We start from the raw sequence: 19,013 nt of genomic DNA, 5'->3' as shown, positions 1-19,013 counted from the left end.
CGTTCAGGTAACTGAATACTGACTGGTTCAAACTGAACTCACTATGTGTATAACACACACGTGTCGACACATTCGCCGGGGTGCCAGAATGGTTTTCCATTCAGGTCGGCGCAATGGGACACGTGGAGGCATAACCCCATACTTAATCTACAGAGGTAATCATGGCAACTGTTTCCATGCGCGACATGCTCAAGGCTGGCGTACACTTTGGTCACCAGACTCGTTACTGGAACCCGAAAATGAAACCGTTCATCTTCGGTGCACGCAACAAAGTTCACATCATCAACCTTGAGAAAACTGTACCGATGTTCAACGAAGCCCTGGCTGAGCTGAGCAAAATTTCTTCCCGTAAGGGCAAGATCCTGTTTGTCGGTACTAAACGCGCAGCAAGCGAAGCGGTAAAAGAAGCTGCTACCGGTTGCGACCAGTTCTTCGTGAACCATCGCTGGCTGGGCGGTATGCTGACTAACTGGAAAACCGTTCGTCAGTCCATCAAACGTTTGAAAGACCTGGAAACTCAGGCTCAGGACGGCACGTTCGACAAGCTGACCAAGAAAGAAGCGCTGCTGCGCACCCGTGAACTGGACAAGCTGGAAAACAGCCTGGGCGGTATCAAAGACATGGGCGGTCTGCCTGACGCGCTGTTCGTTATCGACGCCGATCACGAACACATTGCTATCAAAGAAGCAAACAACCTGGGTATCCCGGTATTTGCCATCGTTGATACCAACTCCGATCCGGATGGCGTTGACTACATCATCCCTGGTAACGACGACGCCATCCGTGCAGTAACCCTGTACCTGAGCGCTGTTGCCGCCTCTGTCCGTGAAGGCCGTTCTCAGGATCTGGCTGAACAGGCAGAAGAGAGCTTCGTCGAAGCTGAATAATAAGGCCAGCTCTGTTGAGCCCTTATTAACCAGGTATTGACATATGTTGGTTAGGGGGCCTTGTCAGGCCCCCTTTTTACTTATCTCTTACTTATCTCCCCCACGAGATAACCGAGGAAAAGATAATGGCTGAAATTACCGCTGCCCTGGTAAAAGAACTGCGCGAACGTACCGGCGCAGGCATGATGGAATGTAAAAAAGCTCTGGTTGAAGCTAATGGCGACATCGAGCTGGCAATCGACAACATGCGTAAATCCGGCCAGGCTAAAGCTGCTAAAAAAGCAGGTCGCGTTGCTGCTGAAGGCGTGATCCTGACCAAAATTGCCGCTGACGGCAAATATGGCGTCATCGTTGAACTGAACTGCGAAACTGACTTCGTAGCAAAAGACGCAGGCTTCAAAGCGTTTGGCGAAGAAGTTATCGCTGCTGCGCTGAACGAGCGCATCACTGATGTTGAAGTTCTGAAAGCGAAATTCGAAGAACAGCGTACCGCGCTGGTAGCGAAAATCGGTGAAAACATCAACATCCGTCGTATCGCTGTGCAGACCGGCGACGCGCTGGGTTCTTACATGCACGGTGCGCGTATCGGCGTTATGGTTGCCGCTACTGGTGCTGACGAAGAGCTGATCAAGCATGTTGCCATGCACATCGCCGCCAGCAAACCGGAATACGTTCATGCTGAAGACGTTCCGGCTGACGTGGTTGCCCGCGAGCATCAGATCCAGCTGGACATCGCCATGCAGTCTGGCAAGCCGCGCGAAATCGCTGAGAAAATGGTTGAAGGCCGTATGCGTAAGTTCACCGGCGAGATCTCTCTGACCGGCCAGAACTTCGTTATGGACCCGAACAAAACCGTTGGCCAGTTGCTGAAAGAGCACGGTGCTTCCGTGAGCAGCTTCATTCGCTACGAAGTGGGTGAAGGCATCGAGAAAGCTGAAGTTGACTTTGCTGCTGAAGTCGCAGCAATGAGCAAGCAGTCTTAATAAAAATGGAGCCGCCACTTGGCGGTTCCTTTTTATCCAGCCAAACTATTCGCGATACCTGTAATTCGTGATACAAGCAATTTCATGGCATCTGGCCCCTACCGATGGTGCGCCGGGTGTAGCAGTAATAACCCCCAGTACGATGACAGCCTGTTAGGACAAGAACACCATGGCAACCAACGCAAAACCCGTATATCAACGTATCCTGCTGAAGCTGAGTGGCGAAGCCCTGCAGGGAGCTGAAGGTTTCGGTATCGATGCGAGCATCCTCGATCGTATGGCCCAGGAAGTGAAGGAATTGGTTGAGTTGGGCATTCAGGTCGGTGTGGTGATCGGCGGCGGCAACCTGTTCCGCGGCGCTGGTCTGGCCAAAGCAGGCATGAACCGTGTGGTGGGTGATCATATGGGGATGTTGGCTACCGTTATGAACGGTCTGGCGATGCGTGATTCGCTGCATCGTGCTTATGTCAACGCCCGTCTGATGTCAGCCATTCCGCTCAATGGCGTGTGCGATAATTACAGCTGGGCTGAAGCCATCAGCCTGCTGCGTAACAACCGCGTGGTAATTTTCTCCGCCGGTACAGGTAACCCCTTCTTCACCACCGACTCCGCAGCGTGCCTGCGCGGGATTGAAATCGAAGCTGATGTCGTGCTGAAAGCCACCAAAGTGGATGGTGTATTTTCGGCTGATCCGGTTAAAGATCCTAACGCGACGCTCTATGAATCATTGAGCTATCAGGAAGTGCTGGAGCGTGAACTTAAGGTGATGGACCTGGCGGCCTTTACGCTGGCACGTGACCACAATCTGCCGATCCGGGTGTTCAATATGAATAAGCCGGGAGCACTGCGTCGTGTCGTGATGGGCGAAAAAGAAGGGACGTTGATCAGTAATAACGGCTGACGTCTAATTTAAGGTAATATCTTGTTTTGGTGATATACCCAAATAATTCGAGTTGCAGGAAGGCGGCAAGTGAGTGAATCCCGATGAGCTTATTCAGGTAAGTGATTCGGGTGAGCGACAAATCTGCCGGGAGCTGATTTGAACGCAGCCAACACACCTGCAACTTGAAGTATGACGGGTATACAAGATTGCGCCATACATCGCCAGCCTGCCGCTGGTAATCAATGATTCGCTGGGTCATGCAAGTCGCGCGTGACCTGACTGGCAACCAGTTTTCAAGGGTTCACAACGTGATTAATGAAATCAGAAAAGACGCTGAAACGCGCATGGATAAATGCGTAGAAGCTTTCAAGAACCAGATCAGCAAAGTGCGTACTGGCCGCGCATCCCCCAGTCTTCTGGACGGCATTCATGTTGAGTATTACGGTAGCGCAACCCCGTTGCGTCAGTTAGCTAACATCGTAGTGGAAGACACGCGTACGCTGGCAGTCACCGTATTTGACCGGACGTTGGGCCCGGCGGTGGAAAAAGCCATCATGGCATCCGATCTGGGTCTTAACCCGATGTCTGCCGGTACGGTTATCCGTGTTCCGCTGCCACCACTGACGGAAGAACGTCGTAAAGACCTGATCAAGGTGGTGCGCGGTGAAGCCGAGCAGAGCCGTGTAGCGGTACGTAACGTTCGCCGTGACGCTAATGACAAGCTGAAAGCGCAACTGAAAGATAAGACCATTAGCGAAGATGATGAACGCCGTTCTCAAGATGACGTTCAGAAGCTCACTGATAGCTTTATCAAAAAGATCGATGCCGTTCTGGCCGAGAAAGAAAAAGAACTGATGGATTTCTAATCCATCGGTCAGGTACAGCGCCGCGGCAGGTGCAGGGTCAGGCCCGCGCCTCCTGCGGCGTTTTGTTTTTCAGCTTTTGGATGCGGGATGTTTTGCGTAACGCCACGCATTTTCACACCAGCCTCATCGACAGGCCGGTGCTGACGTTACAGACTGGCACCACGCCTGTTATCAAACCCAGTTTTATCAGGTCATACTCATGAAGCAACTGACTATCCTCGGTTCTACCGGTTCTATTGGCGTCAGTTCCCTGGCCGTGGTCAGGGCCAATCCAGACAAATTTTCGATAGCGGCACTGGTTGCCGGACGCAATGTTTCCCTGATGACGGAGCAGTGCCTGGAGTTTTGCCCAGCGTATGCTTCGATGGCAGACGAAGACGCGGCTCGTGAGTTGCGTCTCCGCTTAAGCGAAGCCGGTAGCCAGACAACCGTGCTGTCAGGCGAGAAGGCAGCCTGCGAACTGGCGGCGCTGGATGAGGTCGATCAGGTGATGGCGGCGATTGTTGGTGCCGCCGGTTTGCTGCCGGCGTTGTCGGCGATTCGCGCTGGCAAGCAAGTGCTGTTGGCGAATAAAGAGTCTCTGGTGACTTGTGGCCGTTTGTTTATGGACGAGGTTTCTAAGAACGGGGCGCAACTGTTGCCGGTTGATAGTGAACACAGTGCCATTTTTCAGAGTTTACCTGAGCCAATCCAACGACAACTGGGATATGCTTCCCTGAAGCAATACGGGGTTGAGCGAATTGTGCTGACCGGTTCCGGTGGGCCATTCCGCGAGATTCCGCTTGCCGCATTGGATTGCGTCACTCCAGATCAGGCGTGCGCCCATCCAAATTGGTCTATGGGGCGAAAAATTTCGGTGGACTCCGCCACCATGATGAATAAGGGACTGGAATATATCGAGGCGCGCTGGCTGTTTAACGCCTCGGAAGCACAGATGGAAGTGGTTATCCATCCGCAATCAGTCATCCATTCCATGGTGCGTTATCGCGATGGCAGTGTGATGGCGCAGTTGGGAACGCCCGATATGCGAACTCCCATAGCCTATGCGATGGCCTACCCCGATCGAGTTTTTTCCGGCGCGTCGGCGCTTGATTTCTGCCAGTTAGGGGCTTTGACCTTCTCTGCGCCGGATTTACAGCGGTATCCTTGTCTGCGTCTGGCGATAGACGCATGTAACCAAGGGCAAGCTGCTACGACGGCTCTCAATGCGGCAAATGAAATTGCGGTTGCGGCATTTTTACAATCCGGTATTCGTTTTACCGACATCGCCGCAGTCAATCAGAGCGTGATGGAACAGTTGACATTACCTGAGCCGCAAAGCGTTGATGATGTGTTGTCTATCGATACCTGGGCAAGACAAGCCGCAGAAAATGTACTGCGGCGTTATCAGTAACCTTACGCTGGTGTGTTTGTTCACATGCGCCTGAAATGGTATAGTCTGCGCCGCTTGATGCAGGTGGTTATCAATAAAAGCCACGGTGATGGAAAGCTGTGTGTTCACAGCTTTTTTTATGCTGTCAGGTTTGGCGCGACTGGAATAATCATTTTCTTGCTCGAGGAAATCAATACACGCTATGCCCTCCGAAAATCAACAAGGTAGTCAGAAGTTGTTACCTAACGGTCCGCGCCATGTAGCGATAATCATGGATGGCAATGGCCGCTGGGCTAAGCAGAGGGGAAAGCTGCGGATCTTCGGTCATCAGGCAGGAGTGAAGTCAGTACGCCGCGCGATCAGTTATGCCGTTGGCCAGAACCTTGAAGCCTTGACGTTATACGCATTCAGCAGCGAAAACTGGAATCGCCCGGAGCAAGAGGTTGCTGCGCTGATGGAGCTGTTTGTGCGTGTTTTGAATAGCGAAGTCAAGAAGCTGCACAAGCATAATGTCCGTCTGAGAGTTATCGGTGATATCAGTCGCTTCAGTAGCCGATTACAGGGGCTTATTCGCCGTTCAGAGGCAGTGACGGAAAATAATACTGGCCTTACTCTGAATATTGCTGCGAATTATGGTGGGCGTTGGGATATTATCCACGGGGTCAGAAAAATCGCTGCACAGGTTCAGGAAGGGACGTTGTGTCCTGACACTATTGATGAGTCGACGCTGAGTCGCTACATGTGCCTGAATGATCTGGCTCCGGTTGATCTGCTAATAAGAACCAGTGGAGAACATCGCATCAGCAATTTCCTGCTGTGGCAGATTGCATATGCAGAACTCTATTTTACCGATGTTCTCTGGCCGGATTTTGATGAACAAACCTTTGAAGGTGCCATTCATGCCTTTGCTCAACGTGAGCGTCGCTTTGGGGGAACCACGCCTGACGATGCGAATGCATCGTAGGGGGTATTTTTGCTGAAGTATCGCCTAATTACTGCGCTGATTCTTATTCCTTTGGTTATTGCGGCGCTTTTTTTCCTGCCGCCGTTGGTTTTCTCTCTGGTTACGCTGGCTGTCTGTATGCTGGCTGCCTGGGAGTGGGGTCAACTGGCTGGTCTGGTTTCTTACACACAGCGAATCTGGCTTTCCATTGCCTGTGGCTTCGTGCTGGCGGCGATGCTATTGACCCTGCCTGATTATCATTATTCCGTTACGCTTGTACCGGTCTGCCTTTCTCTATGGCTCTCCCTTGCCTGGTGGAGCGTGGCATTGTTAATGGTTCTGTCTTATCCGTCTTCCGCTGCGGTATGGCGTCATTCCCGCGTATTGCGCCTGTGTTTCGGCCTGTTGACCATTGTGCCTTTTTTTTGGGGCATGGTGGCATTGCGCCAGTTCGAATATGAAACCAATCCTTTTAGTGGAGCCTGGTGGCTGCTGTATGTGATGGTGCTGGTTTGGGGGGCTGATAGCGGTGCCTATCTGTTCGGCAAACTGTTTGGACGGCATAAACTGGCACCGAAGGTTTCGCCGGGGAAAACCTGGGAAGGATTTATCGGTGGGTTGGCAACGTCGGCGGTGATTGCGTTACTGTTTAGTCACTATGCGCCCTTGTCTATTTCTACCTTTACCTTACTGATTTGCTCTGTAGTGGCGACGCTGGCTTCGGTATTAGGCGATCTGACTGAGAGCATGTTCAAGCGTGAGGCTGGTATCAAGGACAGTAGTCATCTGATTCCGGGCCACGGTGGGGTACTGGATCGTATTGACAGCCTGACTGCAGCTATTCCGGTATTTGCCTGCCTGATGCTGTTGCTGTTCAAGGCCGTTTAGGAACACAGGTAGAATCTGTCTATGCTGAATATTCTCTGGAGCCTGGCCGCATTTATCGTCGCACTCGGTGTGTTGATCACTGTGCACGAATTTGGGCATTTCTGGGTTGCCCGCCGCTGTGGTGTTCGCGTCGAGCGTTTCTCCATCGGTTTTGGCAAAGCGCTGTGGCGCCGTCGTGATCGTCAGGGAACCGAGTATGTTGTCGCGCTGATTCCGCTGGGCGGCTATGTGAAAATGCTGGATGGCCGGGTCGATGAGGTGCCAGCGGGTCTTCAACATCAGGCTTTCAATCATAAGACTGTCTGGCAACGGGCGGCCATTGTCAGTGCTGGACCGATCGCTAACTTCATTTTCGCCGTGTTCGCCTATTGGCTGGTGTTTATCATAGGCGTACCGGGTGTTCGTCCGGTGGTCGGCGAGGTTTTACCCGGTTCGATTGCTGCACAGGCCCAAATTTCGCCAGGGATGGAACTAAAGTCGATTGATGGCATCGAAACGCCTGACTGGGATAGCGCGCGTTTGGCCCTGATTGGCAAGATTGGCGAGCCTGACGTGGTGATTGAAACCGCGCCGTTGGGTGTCGCACAGACTGAGAGCAAGCGGCTTGAATTGCAAGACTGGCATTTCGATCCCGAAAGGCAGGATCCGGCGATATCGCTGGGAATTGTGCCCAAAGGGCCGCAGGTTGAAGCGGTACTGACGCAGGTTCAGCCGCATTCCGCGGCTGAAAAAGCAGGTTTGCAAGTCGGGGACAGGATCGTTAAAGTCGATGGTCAACTGCTGGCTCGTTGGCAGCAGTTTGTCATTGCCGTGCGTGATAACCCAGGCAAGCCGATTACGCTAGAGGTGGAGAGAGGCGGTGGCTCGCTGTCCGTTGCTCTGACGCCTGATAGCAAGACGGTGGGGAAGAACCGGCTGGAAGGGTTTGCCGGTGTGGTGCCGAAAGTCACCCCTTTGCCTGATGAGTATAAGACCGTGCGCCAGTATGGGCCGTTCAGCGCCATCTATGAGGCTGGGAATAAAACCTGGCTGCTGATGAAACTGACCGTCAGTATGCTGGGTAAGCTGATTACCGGTGACGTGAAGCTGAATAATCTGAGCGGCCCGATCTCCATCGCGCAGGGAGCAGGCATGTCGGCAGACTACGGATTGGTGTATTACCTGATGTTTTTGGCGCTGATCAGCGTCAACCTGGGGATTATCAATCTGTTCCCTTTGCCAGTACTGGATGGTGGTCATCTGCTCTTTCTGGCGATTGAAAAGCTGAAGGGCGGACCGGTTTCCGAGCGTGTGCAGGACGTTAGCTACCGCATTGGCACGGTGTTGCTGATGATGTTAATGGGACTCGCACTTTTCAATGATTTCTCCCGCCTTTAGGTGTGGAACAGGTTAGGAAAAACGCATAACAACGATGGCGATGAAAAAGTTGCTCATAGCGTCGCTGCTGTTTAGCAGCGCCACCGTATACGGTGCAGACGGGTTCGTAGTGAAAGATATTCATTTCGAGGGCCTGCAGCGAGTTGCCGTTGGTGCGGCATTGCTCAGTATGCCTGTCCGGGTGGGAGATTCCGTCACTGACGAGGATATCGGTAATACCATTCGGGCTTTGTTTGCGACCGGAAACTTCGAAGATGTCCGTGTCCTGCGGGACGGGGACTCGCTGCTGATTCAGGTCAAGGAGCGTCCGACGATTGCCAGCCTGACCTTCTCCGGCAACAAGGCGGTGAAAGAGGAGATGCTCAAAGAGAATCTTGAGGCCTCCGGTGTTCGCGTTGGTGAAGCGCTGGACCGTACCACCTTGTCCAACATCGAGAAAGGGCTGGAAGATTTCTACTACAGCGTAGGTAAATACAGCGCCACGGTGAAAGCCGTAGTGACGCCGCTGCCCCGCAACCGCGTTGACCTCAAATTGGTGTTTACCGAAGGGGTATCTGCCAAGATCCAGCAAATCAATATTGTCGGCAACAAGTCCTTCAGCTCCGATGAATTGATTTCCCGCTTCCAGTTGCGTGACGAAGTACCGTGGTGGAACGTGGTTGGGGATCGCAAGTACGAGAAGCAGAAGCTTTCCGGCGACCTGGAAACCCTGCGCAGCTTTTATCTCGACCGCGGTTATGCACGCTTCAATATTGATTCCACCCAGGTCAGCCTGACGCCTGACAAGAAAGGTATCTACATCACCGTCAACATCACCGAAGGCGATCAGTACAAGCTATCCGGCGTGGTGGTGCGTGGTAATCTGGTTGGTCATGCTACCGAAATTGAAGACTTGACCCGTATTCAGCCGGGCGAGTTGTATAACGGCACCAAAGTGACCCGGATGGAAGAGGACATCAAAAAGCTGCTGGGCCGCTATGGTTATGCTTATCCTCGTGTGGTAACCCAACCGGAAATCAGCGATAGCGACAAAACGGTGCGTCTTAACATCAATGTGGATGCCGGTAACCGCTTTACCGTTCGTCGAATCCGTTTTGAAGGTAACGATGTATCTAAAGACTCTGTACTGCGCCGTGAAATGCGCCAGATGGAGGGCGGCTGGCTCGGCAACGATCTGGTGCAGCAGGGTAAAGAGCGATTGAACCGCCTCGGCTATTTCGAGAGCGTGGATACGGAAACCCAGCGTGTACCGGGAACACCGGATCAGGTCGACGTGGTGTACAAGGTTAAGGAACGTAACACGGGTAGCCTTAACTTTGGTGTCGGTTTCGGTACTGAGAGTGGGGTGAGCTTCCAGGCTGGTGTCCAGCAGGATAACTGGCTGGGGACGGGGAACTCGGTGGGTATCAGCGGTACTCGCAACGACTATCAGACTTATGTCGAACTGTCGATGACTGATCCGTACTTCACAGTAGATGGTGTTAGCCTCGGCGGCCGTATTTTCTACAACAACTTCAAAGCGCTGGATGCGGACCTGTCCGACTACACCAACCAAAGTTACGGTGCGGGCACGACGTTGGGCTTCCCGGTTAACGAGAACAACTCGTTGCGCGTTGGTGTTGATTATGTACACAACTCCCTGTCGGACATGAAACCGCAGGTAGCGATGTGGCGTTATCTGAACAAAGCCGGTGTGGATCCGGATCCAAGTACCACGTCGAGTGCCAGTTTTGACGCCAACGACTTCTTCCTGACGTCTGGCTGGACCTACAATAACCTTGACCGTGGTTACTTCCCGACAGCGGGCAACCGTGCCAACCTGAATGCTAAGGTGACCGTGCCGGGTTCGGACAACGAATACTATAAACTGACCTTCGATTCGGCGAGTTACTTCCCGATCAGTGAAAGTCATAACTGGGTGCTGATGGCGAGAACCAAAGCCGGTTATGCTGATGGTCTGAGTGGCAAGGAAGTGCCGTTCTACGATAACTTCTTTGCGGGCGGCTCCAGCTCGGTGCGTGGTTTCCGTTCCAATACTATTGGTCCGAAAGCGGCTTACTATACCGGATGTACTACAGAGAGCGTGTCATCTTGTAGCATTGACTCCACCAAAATGAGAGATGCGGTGGGGGGGAATGCGATGGCTGTCGCCAGCGCAGAACTGATCGTGCCGACACCGTTCGTTAGCGACAAGTATTCCAGCTCTATTCGTACATCTTTCTTCGTCGATGCCGGTACAGTGTGGGATACTCATTGGGAAAACACCGCCCAGACGCTGGCAGCGGGCGTGCCGGATTACAGTACGCCGGGAAATATTCGTATGTCTTCAGGTCTTGCCGTGCAATGGATGTCGCCGTTGGGGCCGCTGGTGTTCTCGTATGCCCAGCCGTTCAAGAAATACGAAGGGGATCGCTCCGAGCAGTTCCAGTTTAACATCGGTAAGACCTGGTAAGAACTGCCCGGTGTGTAAGGTTGAAAGGAAGATGTACCGGCATCCGGCGGCGATTTGAGCGTACCTTGGCCGCCGATGTCGCGATTACGATAAGCGCGATCAGCGCAGAAATACTTAGGGTGAGGAGTTTCAAAGTGAAAAAGTGGTTGTATGCCGCAGGGTTAGGTTTAACGCTGGCTGTATCTGCTGGCGCTCAGGCTGCCGACAAGATTGCGATTGTCAATGTTTCCAGCATTTTCCAACAGTTGCCGCAGCGTGAAGCCGTAGGCAAACAGCTGGAAAACGAGTTCAAAGGCCGTGCTTCTGAACTGCAGTCCATGGAACGTGCTCTGCAGGAAAAAATGCAGAAGCTGCAGCGTGATGGTTCTACCATGAAAGCCAGCGAACGCTCCAAGATGGAAAGTGACGTGATGGCTCAGCGTGAACAATTCTCCAGCAAAGCTCAAGCATTTGATCAGGACAACCGTCGTCGTCAGATGGAAGAGCGCAACAAAATCCTGAGCCGCATTCAAGACGCGGTTAAAGCCGTTGCTACCAAACAGGGTTATGACGTGGTTATCGATGCTAACGCAGTTGCCTATGCTGACAACGCGAAAGACATTACTGCAGATGTGCTGAAACAGGTTAAATAATTCATGTTTTCAATTCGACTGGACGCCTTGGCTCAACAGTTGGATGCACAATTACACGGTGATGGCGATATCGTCATCACCGCTGTTGCTTCTATGCATTCAGCGCAGGCAGGACAGATTACGTTTTTATCCGATAGCCGTTATCGTGAGCAACTGAACAGTACCCAGGCTTCCGCCGTGGTGCTGACAGAGGCTGATTTACCGTTTTGTGATAAAGCAGCTCTGGTAGTAAAGAATCCTTATTTGGCCTATGCGCGTATGGCGCAGTTGATGGATACAACGCCGGCGCCTGCACAGGGGATCTCACCTTCCGCGGTGATTGCCCCTGATGCGCGTTTAGGAGATGGGGTTTCGGTAGGCGCGAATGCTGTTATCGAATCCGGCGTGGAACTGGGTAATGGCGCGATTATCGGAGCAGGTTGCTTTATCGGCAAGAATGCTCGTATCGGTGCGGGAACCCGGTTGTGGGCCAATGTTACGATTTACCATAACGTCGTGTTGGGTGAACAGTGCCTGATTCAATCTGGTACGGTCATCGGTTCTGATGGATTTGGTTACGCTAATGATCGTGGTAACTGGATCAAAATTCCCCAGCTGGGAACGGTCATCATCGGCGATCGTGTCGAGATCGGTGCCAGTACTACCATCGATCGTGGTGCGTTGGACGATACCATTATTGGTAACGGTGTCATCATTGATAACCAATGTCAGATTGCACACAACGTTGTGATTGGGGACAATACCGCGGTTGCTGGTGGGGTAATCATGGCGGGCAGTCTGAAGATTGGCCGGTATTGCATGATTGGCGGTGCCAGCGTGATCAATGGTCACATGGAGATTTGCGACAAGGTCACAGTCACAGGGATGGGAATGGTCATGCGGCCTATCACTGAGCCGGGCGTTTATTCTTCCGGTATCCCATTGCAGCCGAATAAGGTCTGGCGTAAGACCGCTGCGTTGGTGATGAACATTGACGAGATGAGCAAACGGCTTAAAGCCGTTGAGCGTAAGCTCGAAGACCGTTAATCACCCGTATTCGCAGCCTCGCGTTTCGGACGCAAGACTGGCGCCATGTGCGCAATTTTTATTTGCGGCCTGCATGTTGTTCCTCCCGAGTCGGGGAATGTGCAGGCCGTGTTGTTGATGCTATCGTATTTATTGACAGGAAGAGTATTTTGAATACAGACACGCATACTCTGCATATTGAAGAGATTCTGGATCTACTACCGCACCGCTATCCGTTCTTGCTGGTGGATCGTGTACTGGATTTTGAGAAAGGAAGATTCCTGCGCGCGGTAAAAAATGTCTCTTTTAACGAGCCGTTCTTTCAGGGGCATTTCCCTGGTAAACCGATTTTTCCCGGCGTGCTGATTCTGGAAGCGATGGCTCAGGCTACCGGTATTCTGGCGTTTAAAAGCCTGGGTAAACTGGAACCGGGCGAGTTGTATTATTTCGCCGCTGTAGACGAAGCACGTTTCAAACGTCCTGTTGCACCGGGCGATCAGATGATTTTGGAAGTTGAGTTCCTCAAGGAACGTCGCGGTATTGCGCGCTTCAAAGGCGTTGCCAAAGTTGATGGTGAAATTGCTTGTGAAGCAGAAATGATGTGCGCTCGTCGTCGGGAGGGCTGATTTGTGATTGATCAAACCGCCTTTATTCACCCCAGTTCCATTGTTGAAGACGGTGCTGTTATCGGTGCTGGTGTTCACATTGGGCCGTTTTGCCATATCGGTGCGCAGGTTGAGATCGGCGCGGGTACGGTACTGAAGTCTCATGTCGTCGTTAACGGTATCACCAAAATTGGTTGTGATAACGAAATCTATCAGTTTGTAACGATAGGTGAAGTCAATCAGGACCTGAAATACGCAGGCGAGCCGACTCGTGTTGAAGTGGGCGACCGTAACCGTATCCGTGAAAGCGTAACCATTCACCGTGGCACTGCGCAGGGCGGTGGGTTGACTAAAGTCGGTGATGATAACCTGCTGATGATCAATACACATATCGCTCACGACTGTGTTGTTGGCAATCGTTGTATTCTGGCGAACAACGCTACGCTGGGCGGCCATGTCTCCGTTGATGATTTTGCGATTATTGGCGGTATGACGGCGGTACATCAGTTCTGCGTAATTGGTGCACATGTGATGGTGGGCGGCTGTTCCGGTGTGGCGCAGGATGTCCCGCCATATCTGATCGCGCAAGGCAACCATGCCACGCCGTTCGGCATCAACATTGAAGGGCTGAAACGCCGTGGGTTTGAAAAAGAAACCCTTCATGCTATCCGCAACGCTTATAAGTTGATCTATCGCAGCGGTAGAACGCTGGATGAAGTGAAAGGTGAACTTGAAGCGCTGGCGGCAGAGCACCCGGCGGTACAGGCATACCTTGATTTCTTTACCCGCTCAACACGCGGCATTATTCGCTAAATTATGACGTCGCGTCCCCTGACTATTGGACTGGTCGCCGGAGAAACCTCCGGCGATATTCTTGGCGCAGGTTTAATCCGCGCGCTGAAAGCACACGTACCCAATGCTCGTTTTGTCGGCGTGGCTGGACCGCGTATGCAGGCGGAAGGTTGTGAAGCCTGGTACGAGATGGAAGAGCTGGCGGTGATGGGTGTGGTTGAGGTGCTAGGACGCCTGCCGCGCTTACTGAAAATCCGCCGTGACCTGACGCAGCGTTTTTGCGAGTTGCAGCCAGATGTGTTTGTCGGCATCGACGCTCCTGATTTCAACATTACTCTGGAAGGGCGCCTGAAGCAGAATGGCATTAAAACCATTCACTATGTCAGCCCATCGGTGTGGGCATGGCGTCAGAATCGTGTGTTTAAAATCGCTAAAGCTACCAATCTGGTGCTGGCGTTTCTGCCGTTCGAAAAAGCGTTTTACGATCGTTTCAATGTCCCTTGTCGTTTTATCGGCCATACCATGGCGGATGCGATGCCGTTGCATCCGGACAAAGCCGCGGCACGACGAGAGTTGGGGTTAGCGGAGGATGCGCGCTGCCTGGCGTTATTGCCTGGTAGCCGAAGCGCTGAAGTGGAAATGCTGAGCGCTGATTTTTTGAAAACAGCGCAATTGCTGCGGCAGGCCTATCCTGAGCTGGAGGTTGTGGTTCCGCTGGTCAACCAACGTCGCCGCGAGCAGTTTGAACAGATTAAAGCTGAGGTTGCGCCAGAAATGGATGTTCATTTGCTGGATGGACAGGCGCGTGAAGCGATGATCGCCAGCGACGCGACGCTGCTCGCGTCCGGTACGGCGGCGCTGGAGTGTATGCTGGCGAAGAGTCCGATGGTGGTGGGGTATCGGATGAAACCCTTCACATTCTGGCTGGCGAAACGACTGGTGAAAACACCGTGGGTGTCGTTGCCCAATTTGCTGGCCGGGCGCGAGCTGGTCAAGGAATTGTTGCAGGATGACTGCACGCCAGACAAATTGTCAGCGGCGCTACTGCCCTGGCTGGCGGGCGGTGATGCAGCGCAGCAATTGCAGCAGGTCTTTTTGCACCTGCATGAGCAGATTCGATGCGACGCCGACGAGCAGGCGGCGCAGGCGGTACTGGAGCTGTGGCAGTCATGAGTGAGGTTTTTATTTACCCCGATGCGCATCGTATCGCGGGTGTGGATGAAGTAGGGCGAGGCCCGCTGGTGGGGGCCGTTGTCACAGCGGCGGTGATTCTGGACCCCAGTCGGCCGATTGTCGGCCTGGCTGACTCCAAAAAATTGAGTGAGAAACGTCGTTTGTCCCTGTACGACGAAATCCGTGATAAAGCGTTGGCCTGGAGTCTTGGCCGTGCTGAGCCGGAGGAGATCGACTCGCTCAATATTCTGCACGCTACCATGCTGGCGATGCAGCGTGCGGTTGCTGGATTACCCATTACGCCGGATTTTGTGTTGATCGACGGTAATCGTTGCCCGTCATTACCGATGCCGTCGCAGGCGGTGGTCAAAGGAGACAGCCTGGTGGCGGAAATCAGTGCGGCGTCGATTCTTGCCAAGGTAACGCGAGACAGTGAAATGAGCGTGCTGGACCAGCAGTTTCCAGAGTATGGATTTGCGCAGCACAAAGGGTATCCTACGGCGTATCATCTTGAAAAACTGGCGACGCTGGGCGCCACCCCTCATCACAGGCGCAGTTTCGCTCCGGTTAAACGGGCTCTGGGCCTGGCATAACGCAAACGCACAACTGGCCTGACGCGCATTGTCTGACCGGTTACTAAAGAGATTATGGGATCTGAAAATGGCCGAACCACGTTTTGTTCACCTGCGTGTTCACAGTGACTATTCCATGATCGATGGGTTGGCGAAAACTGGCCCGTTGGTAAAAAAAGCAGCGGCGCTGGGGATGCCAGCGCTGGCAATTACCGATTTTACGAATCTGTGCGGACTGGTGAAATTTTATGGCGGCGCGCATGGTGCCGGTATCAAGCCAATCATCGGTGCGGATTTTTATCTACAGAGTGAAGAGCTGGGCGATGAACTGGCACACCTCACCATTCTGGCGATGAACAACGAAGGTTATCAGAACCTGACGTTGTTGATTTCTCGTTCCTATCAGCGCGGGTACGGCGCTGCTGGGCCTACGATTGATCGGGCGTGGTTGGTGGAGCATCAGGCCGGATTGCTACTGCTGTCCGGTGGGCGTCACGGCGATATCGGCAAGTTTCTGCTGCGCGGTAATCAGGTGCTAGTAGAACAAAGCGTCGCCTTTTATCAGCAGCATTTTCCACAACGGTTTTATCTGGAGCTGATCCGAACCGGTCGGCCGGACGAGGAAAGCTATCTTCATGCGGCGGTAGAGCTGGCGACCGTGCACGGTTTGCCGGTCGTTGCTACCAACGAAGTCTGCTTTATCAGTCAGGATGACTTCGAGGCCCATGAAATCCGCGTGGCGATTCATGATGGCTTCACGCTGGATGACCCAAAACGTCCTCGTCATTACAGTACGCAGCAGTATATGCGTACCGAGGAGGAAATGTGCGAGCTGTTTGCCGATATCCCCGAAGCGCTCATCAATACCGTAGAGATAGCTAAACGCTGTAATGTCACTATTCGGCTCGGCGAGTATTTCCTGCCGCAGTTCCCGACCGGCGATATGTCGACCGAAGACTATCTGGTGATGTGCTCCCGAAAAGGGTTGGAAGAGCGACTGGAATTCCTGTTCCCAGACGAAGAGGTTCGCGCCCAGCGCCGCCCGGAGTATGACGAGCGCCTGGAAATCGAACTCGGCGTTATCAATCAGATGGGCTTCCCAGGCTACTTCCTGATCGTAATGGAATTTATCCAGTGGTCGAAGGACAACGATGTGCCGGTAGGGCCAGGACGAGGTTCTGGTGCCGGTTCACTGGTGGCGTATGCGCTGAAAATCACCGATCTGGACCCACTGGAGTTTGACCTGTTGTTCGAACGCTTCCTTAACCCGGAACGTGTGTCGATGCCTGACTTTGACGTCGACTTCTGCATGGAAAAACGTGATCTGGTGATTGATCACGTGGCAGACATGTACGGCCGCGATGCGGTATCGCAAATCATCACCTTCGGTACTATGGCGGCCAAAGCGGTTATCCGCGACGTGGGCCGGGTGCTGGGGCACCCGTATGGCTTTGTCGACCGCATTTCCAAACTGGTGCCACCCGACCCCGGCATGACGCTGGAGAAAGCCTTCGCCGCTGAACCGCAACTGGGCGAAATTTACGAGGCAGACGAAGAAGTCAAAGCGCTGATCGACATGGCGCGCAAACTGGAAGGGGTAACCCGCAACGCCGGTAAGCACGCCGGGGGCGTAGTGATTTCGCCTACCAAGATTACCGATTTTGCGCCGTTGTACTGCGACCCGGAAGGTAACCATCCCGTCACCCAGTTCGATAAAAGCGATGTGGAATACGCCGGTCTGGTGAAGTTCGACTTCCTTGGCTTGCGCACGCTGACCATCATCAACTGGGCGCTGGAGATGATCAACGCCCGGCGTGGCAAGCAGGGGTTGGAGCCTGTGGATATCGCCGCCATCCCGCTGGACGATAAGAAAAGCTTCGACATGCTGCAACGCTCGGAAACCACAGCGGTATTCCAGCTTGAATCGCGCGGCATGAAAGACCTGATCAAGCGCCTTAAGCCGGACTGCTTTGAGGATATGATCGCACTGGTGGCCCTGTTCCGTCCGGGGCCGTTGCAGTCGGGCATGGTGGACAACTTTATCGACCGTAAACACGGGCGTGAAGCGATTTCCTACCCGGATATCGAGTGGCAGCATGAGACGCTGAAGCCGGTGCTGGAACCGACCTATGGTATCATCCTGTATCAGGAACAGGTGATGCAGATTGCCCAGGTGCTGGCGGGGTATACTCTCGGCGGCGCGGATATGCTGCGCCGTGCGATGGGTAAGAAAAAGCCCGAAGAGATGGCGAAGCAGCGCTCGGTATTTAAAGAGGGCGCGGAGAGGATGGGCGTCGACGGCGAACTGTCGATGAAAATCTTCGACCTGGTGGAGAAATTTGCGGGTTACGGCTTTAACAAGTCGCATTCGGCCGCTTACGCGCTGGTATCCTACCAAACGCTGTGGCTGAAGGCTCATTATCCGGCGGAGTTCATGGCGGCGGTGATGACCGCGGATATGGACAACACCGACAAAATCGTTGGACTGGTGGACGAATGCTGGCGTATGGGGTTGAAGATCCTGCCGCCGGATATCAACAGTGGTCTGTACCATTTTCACGTCAATGATGACGGCGAGATCGTCTATGGTATCGGTGCCATCAAGGGTGTGGGTGAAGGGCCGATCGAAGCCATCATTGAAGCGCGTAATAACGACGGCTATTTCCGCGATTTATTTGATCTTTGCGCCCGGACCGATATCAAAAAACTGAACCGGCGGGTGCTGGAAAAATTGATCATGTCCGGCGCGTTTGACCGGCTGGGGCCGCACCGCGCTGCGTTAATGAATTCGCTGGCGGACGCCATGAAGTCGGCAGAACAGCACGCGAAAGCGGAGGCCATCGGTCAGGCGGATATGTTCGGGGTGCTGGCGGAAACGCCTGAGCAGGTGGAGCAATCCTACAGTACGGTGCCGCCGTGGCCGGAACAGGTAGTGCTGGACGGTGAAAGGGAAACGCTGGGGTTGTACCTGACCGGGCATCCCATCAACCAGTATTTGAAGGAGATTGAACGCTATGCGGGAGGTGTGCGTTTAAAAGACATGCATCCCACGGAGCGGGGAAAAATGACCACAGCCGTCGGGTTGGTGCTTGCCGCACGGGTGATGGTGACCAAACGGGGCAACCGTATTGGTGTCTGTACGCTGGATGATCGCTCCGGTCGTCTGGAAGTGATGCTGTTTACTGAAGCGTTGGAAAAATATCAGCACCTGCTGGAGCAGGACCGTATTTTGATTGCCAGCGGACAGGTCAGCTTTGATGACTTCAGCGGCGGACTTAAAATGATGGTCAGAGAGCTTATGGATATCAGCGAAGCGCGGGAAAAATACGCGCGCGGGCTTGCTATCTCGCTGACTGACAGGCAAATTGATGACCAGTTGTTAAACCGTCTCCGTCAGTCGTTGGAACCCCATCGATCGGGGACGATTCCGGTGCATCTCTACTACCAGCGCCAGGACGCGCGTGCCCGGCTACGTTTCGGTGCGGCATGGCGTGTCACGCCCACCGATGGGTTGCTGAATGATTTACGTACCCTGGTTGGTAATGAACAGGTAGAACTGGAATTTGACTAAAATAGGAATACT

Annotated in this window: 16 protein-coding genes; all 16 read left to right on the top strand. The window is 53.4% G+C overall.

Annotated elements, in window-relative coordinates:
• Nucleotides 1–161: 161 nt before the first annotated feature.
• The 16 genes from rpsB to dnaE all read left to right on the top strand — a co-directional run bounded on the left by rpsB (nt 162) and on the right by dnaE (nt 19,001).
• Complete coding sequence (gene rpsB, locus OB87_RS12590; RefSeq protein WP_033569777.1) at nt 162–887, top strand: 30S ribosomal protein S2; 726 nt, start codon at nt 162–164, stop codon at nt 885–887.
• A gap of 125 nt (nt 888–1,012) precedes the next feature.
• Nucleotides 1,013–1,870 carry a translation elongation factor Ts gene (gene tsf / locus OB87_RS12585; RefSeq protein WP_033569776.1) on the top strand — a complete coding sequence of 286 codons (858 nt, stop codon included), beginning with the start codon at nt 1,013–1,015 and terminating at the stop codon, nt 1,868–1,870.
• A 169-nt stretch (nt 1,871–2,039) separates the two neighbouring features.
• Nucleotides 2,040–2,771, top strand: coding sequence for a UMP kinase (pyrH, locus tag OB87_RS12580; RefSeq protein WP_013316752.1), 732 nt, complete (start codon nt 2,040–2,042; stop codon nt 2,769–2,771).
• A gap of 290 nt (nt 2,772–3,061) precedes the next feature.
• On the top strand, nt 3,062–3,619 hold the full coding sequence (gene frr / locus OB87_RS12570; protein ID WP_024104878.1) for a ribosome recycling factor: 558 nt from the start codon (nt 3,062–3,064) through the stop codon (nt 3,617–3,619).
• Nucleotides 3,620–3,818: 199 nt separating this feature from the next.
• Complete coding sequence (gene ispC, locus OB87_RS12565) at nt 3,819–5,012, top strand: 1-deoxy-D-xylulose-5-phosphate reductoisomerase (RefSeq protein ID WP_033569774.1); 1,194 nt, start codon at nt 3,819–3,821, stop codon at nt 5,010–5,012.
• Nucleotides 5,013–5,193: 181 nt separating this feature from the next.
• Nucleotides 5,194–5,955, top strand: a complete 762-nt coding sequence (ispU, locus tag OB87_RS12560; protein ID WP_033569773.1) for a (2E,6E)-farnesyl-diphosphate-specific ditrans,polycis-undecaprenyl-diphosphate synthase — start codon at nt 5,194–5,196, stop codon at nt 5,953–5,955.
• Between the two features lie 9 nt (nt 5,956–5,964).
• On the top strand, nt 5,965–6,822 hold the full coding sequence (cdsA, locus tag OB87_RS12555; RefSeq protein ID WP_033569772.1) for a phosphatidate cytidylyltransferase: 858 nt from the start codon (nt 5,965–5,967) through the stop codon (nt 6,820–6,822).
• Nucleotides 6,823–6,843: 21 nt separating this feature from the next.
• Nucleotides 6,844–8,199 (top strand): sigma E protease regulator RseP, encoded by a 1,356-nt coding sequence (gene rseP / locus OB87_RS12550; protein WP_033569771.1) that lies wholly within the window; start codon nt 6,844–6,846, stop codon nt 8,197–8,199.
• A gap of 34 nt (nt 8,200–8,233) precedes the next feature.
• A complete protein-coding gene (gene bamA, locus OB87_RS12545) occupies nt 8,234–10,651 on the top strand; it encodes an outer membrane protein assembly factor BamA (RefSeq protein ID WP_033569770.1) in 2,418 nt (805 codons plus the stop codon).
• Between the two features lie 134 nt (nt 10,652–10,785).
• Nucleotides 10,786–11,283 carry a molecular chaperone Skp gene (gene skp / locus OB87_RS12540; protein ID WP_024104884.1) on the top strand — a complete coding sequence of 166 codons (498 nt, stop codon included), beginning with the start codon at nt 10,786–10,788 and terminating at the stop codon, nt 11,281–11,283.
• Nucleotides 11,284–11,286: 3 nt separating this feature from the next.
• The gene (gene lpxD / locus OB87_RS12535) at nt 11,287–12,309 is read left to right on the top strand and encodes a UDP-3-O-(3-hydroxymyristoyl)glucosamine N-acyltransferase (protein WP_033569769.1); all 1,023 of its coding nucleotides are present in this window, start codon (nt 11,287–11,289) and stop codon (nt 12,307–12,309) included.
• Between the two features lie 149 nt (nt 12,310–12,458).
• Complete coding sequence (gene fabZ / locus OB87_RS12530; protein ID WP_022632460.1) at nt 12,459–12,914, top strand: 3-hydroxyacyl-ACP dehydratase FabZ; 456 nt, start codon at nt 12,459–12,461, stop codon at nt 12,912–12,914.
• Nucleotides 12,915–12,917: 3 nt separating this feature from the next.
• A complete protein-coding gene (lpxA, locus tag OB87_RS12525; protein ID WP_033569768.1) occupies nt 12,918–13,706 on the top strand; it encodes an acyl-ACP--UDP-N-acetylglucosamine O-acyltransferase in 789 nt (262 codons plus the stop codon).
• Nucleotides 13,707–13,709: 3 nt separating this feature from the next.
• Nucleotides 13,710–14,858, top strand: a complete 1,149-nt coding sequence (lpxB, locus tag OB87_RS12520) for a lipid-A-disaccharide synthase (RefSeq protein WP_033569767.1) — start codon at nt 13,710–13,712, stop codon at nt 14,856–14,858.
• On the top strand, nt 14,855–15,451 hold the full coding sequence (gene rnhB, locus OB87_RS12515; protein ID WP_033569766.1) for a ribonuclease HII: 597 nt from the start codon (nt 14,855–14,857) through the stop codon (nt 15,449–15,451). The genes lpxB and rnhB overlap by 4 nt, the downstream gene beginning before the upstream one ends.
• A 67-nt stretch (nt 15,452–15,518) precedes the next feature.
• Entirely contained in the window at nt 15,519–19,001 is a 3,483-nt protein-coding gene (gene dnaE, locus OB87_RS12510; RefSeq protein WP_033569765.1) for a DNA polymerase III subunit alpha, read from the top strand.
• The last annotated feature ends 12 nt before the right edge of the window (nt 19,002–19,013 follow it).

It is taken from the genome of Dickeya undicola (assembly GCF_000784735.1).
Taxonomy (GTDB): Bacteria; Pseudomonadota; Gammaproteobacteria; order Enterobacterales; family Enterobacteriaceae; genus Dickeya; species Dickeya undicola.
Note: the sequence above shows the minus strand (reverse complement) of the source record. Positions and strands in the feature narration are given on the sequence as shown.

Bases quoted from the DNA above. Each gene is read 5' to 3' on its own strand.
- rpsB (WP_033569777.1), top strand. From the start codon at position 162: ATGGCAACTGTTTCCATGCGCGACATGCTCAAGGCTGGCGTACACTTT.
- tsf (WP_033569776.1), top strand. From the start codon at position 1,013: ATGGCTGAAATTACCGCTGCCCTGGTAAAAGAACTGCGCGAACGTACC.
- pyrH (WP_013316752.1), top strand. From the start codon at position 2,040: ATGGCAACCAACGCAAAACCCGTATATCAACGTATCCTGCTGAAGCTG.
- ispC (WP_033569774.1), top strand. From the start codon at position 3,819: ATGAAGCAACTGACTATCCTCGGTTCTACCGGTTCTATTGGCGTCAGT.
- ispU (WP_033569773.1), top strand. From the start codon at position 5,194: ATGCCCTCCGAAAATCAACAAGGTAGTCAGAAGTTGTTACCTAACGGT.
- rseP (WP_033569771.1), top strand. From the start codon at position 6,844: ATGCTGAATATTCTCTGGAGCCTGGCCGCATTTATCGTCGCACTCGGT.
- bamA (WP_033569770.1), top strand. From the start codon at position 8,234: ATGGCGATGAAAAAGTTGCTCATAGCGTCGCTGCTGTTTAGCAGCGCC.
- lpxD (WP_033569769.1), top strand. From the start codon at position 11,287: ATGTTTTCAATTCGACTGGACGCCTTGGCTCAACAGTTGGATGCACAA.
- lpxB (WP_033569767.1), top strand. From the start codon at position 13,710: ATGACGTCGCGTCCCCTGACTATTGGACTGGTCGCCGGAGAAACCTCC.
- rnhB (WP_033569766.1), top strand. From the start codon at position 14,855: ATGAGTGAGGTTTTTATTTACCCCGATGCGCATCGTATCGCGGGTGTG.
- dnaE (WP_033569765.1), top strand. From the start codon at position 15,519: ATGGCCGAACCACGTTTTGTTCACCTGCGTGTTCACAGTGACTATTCC.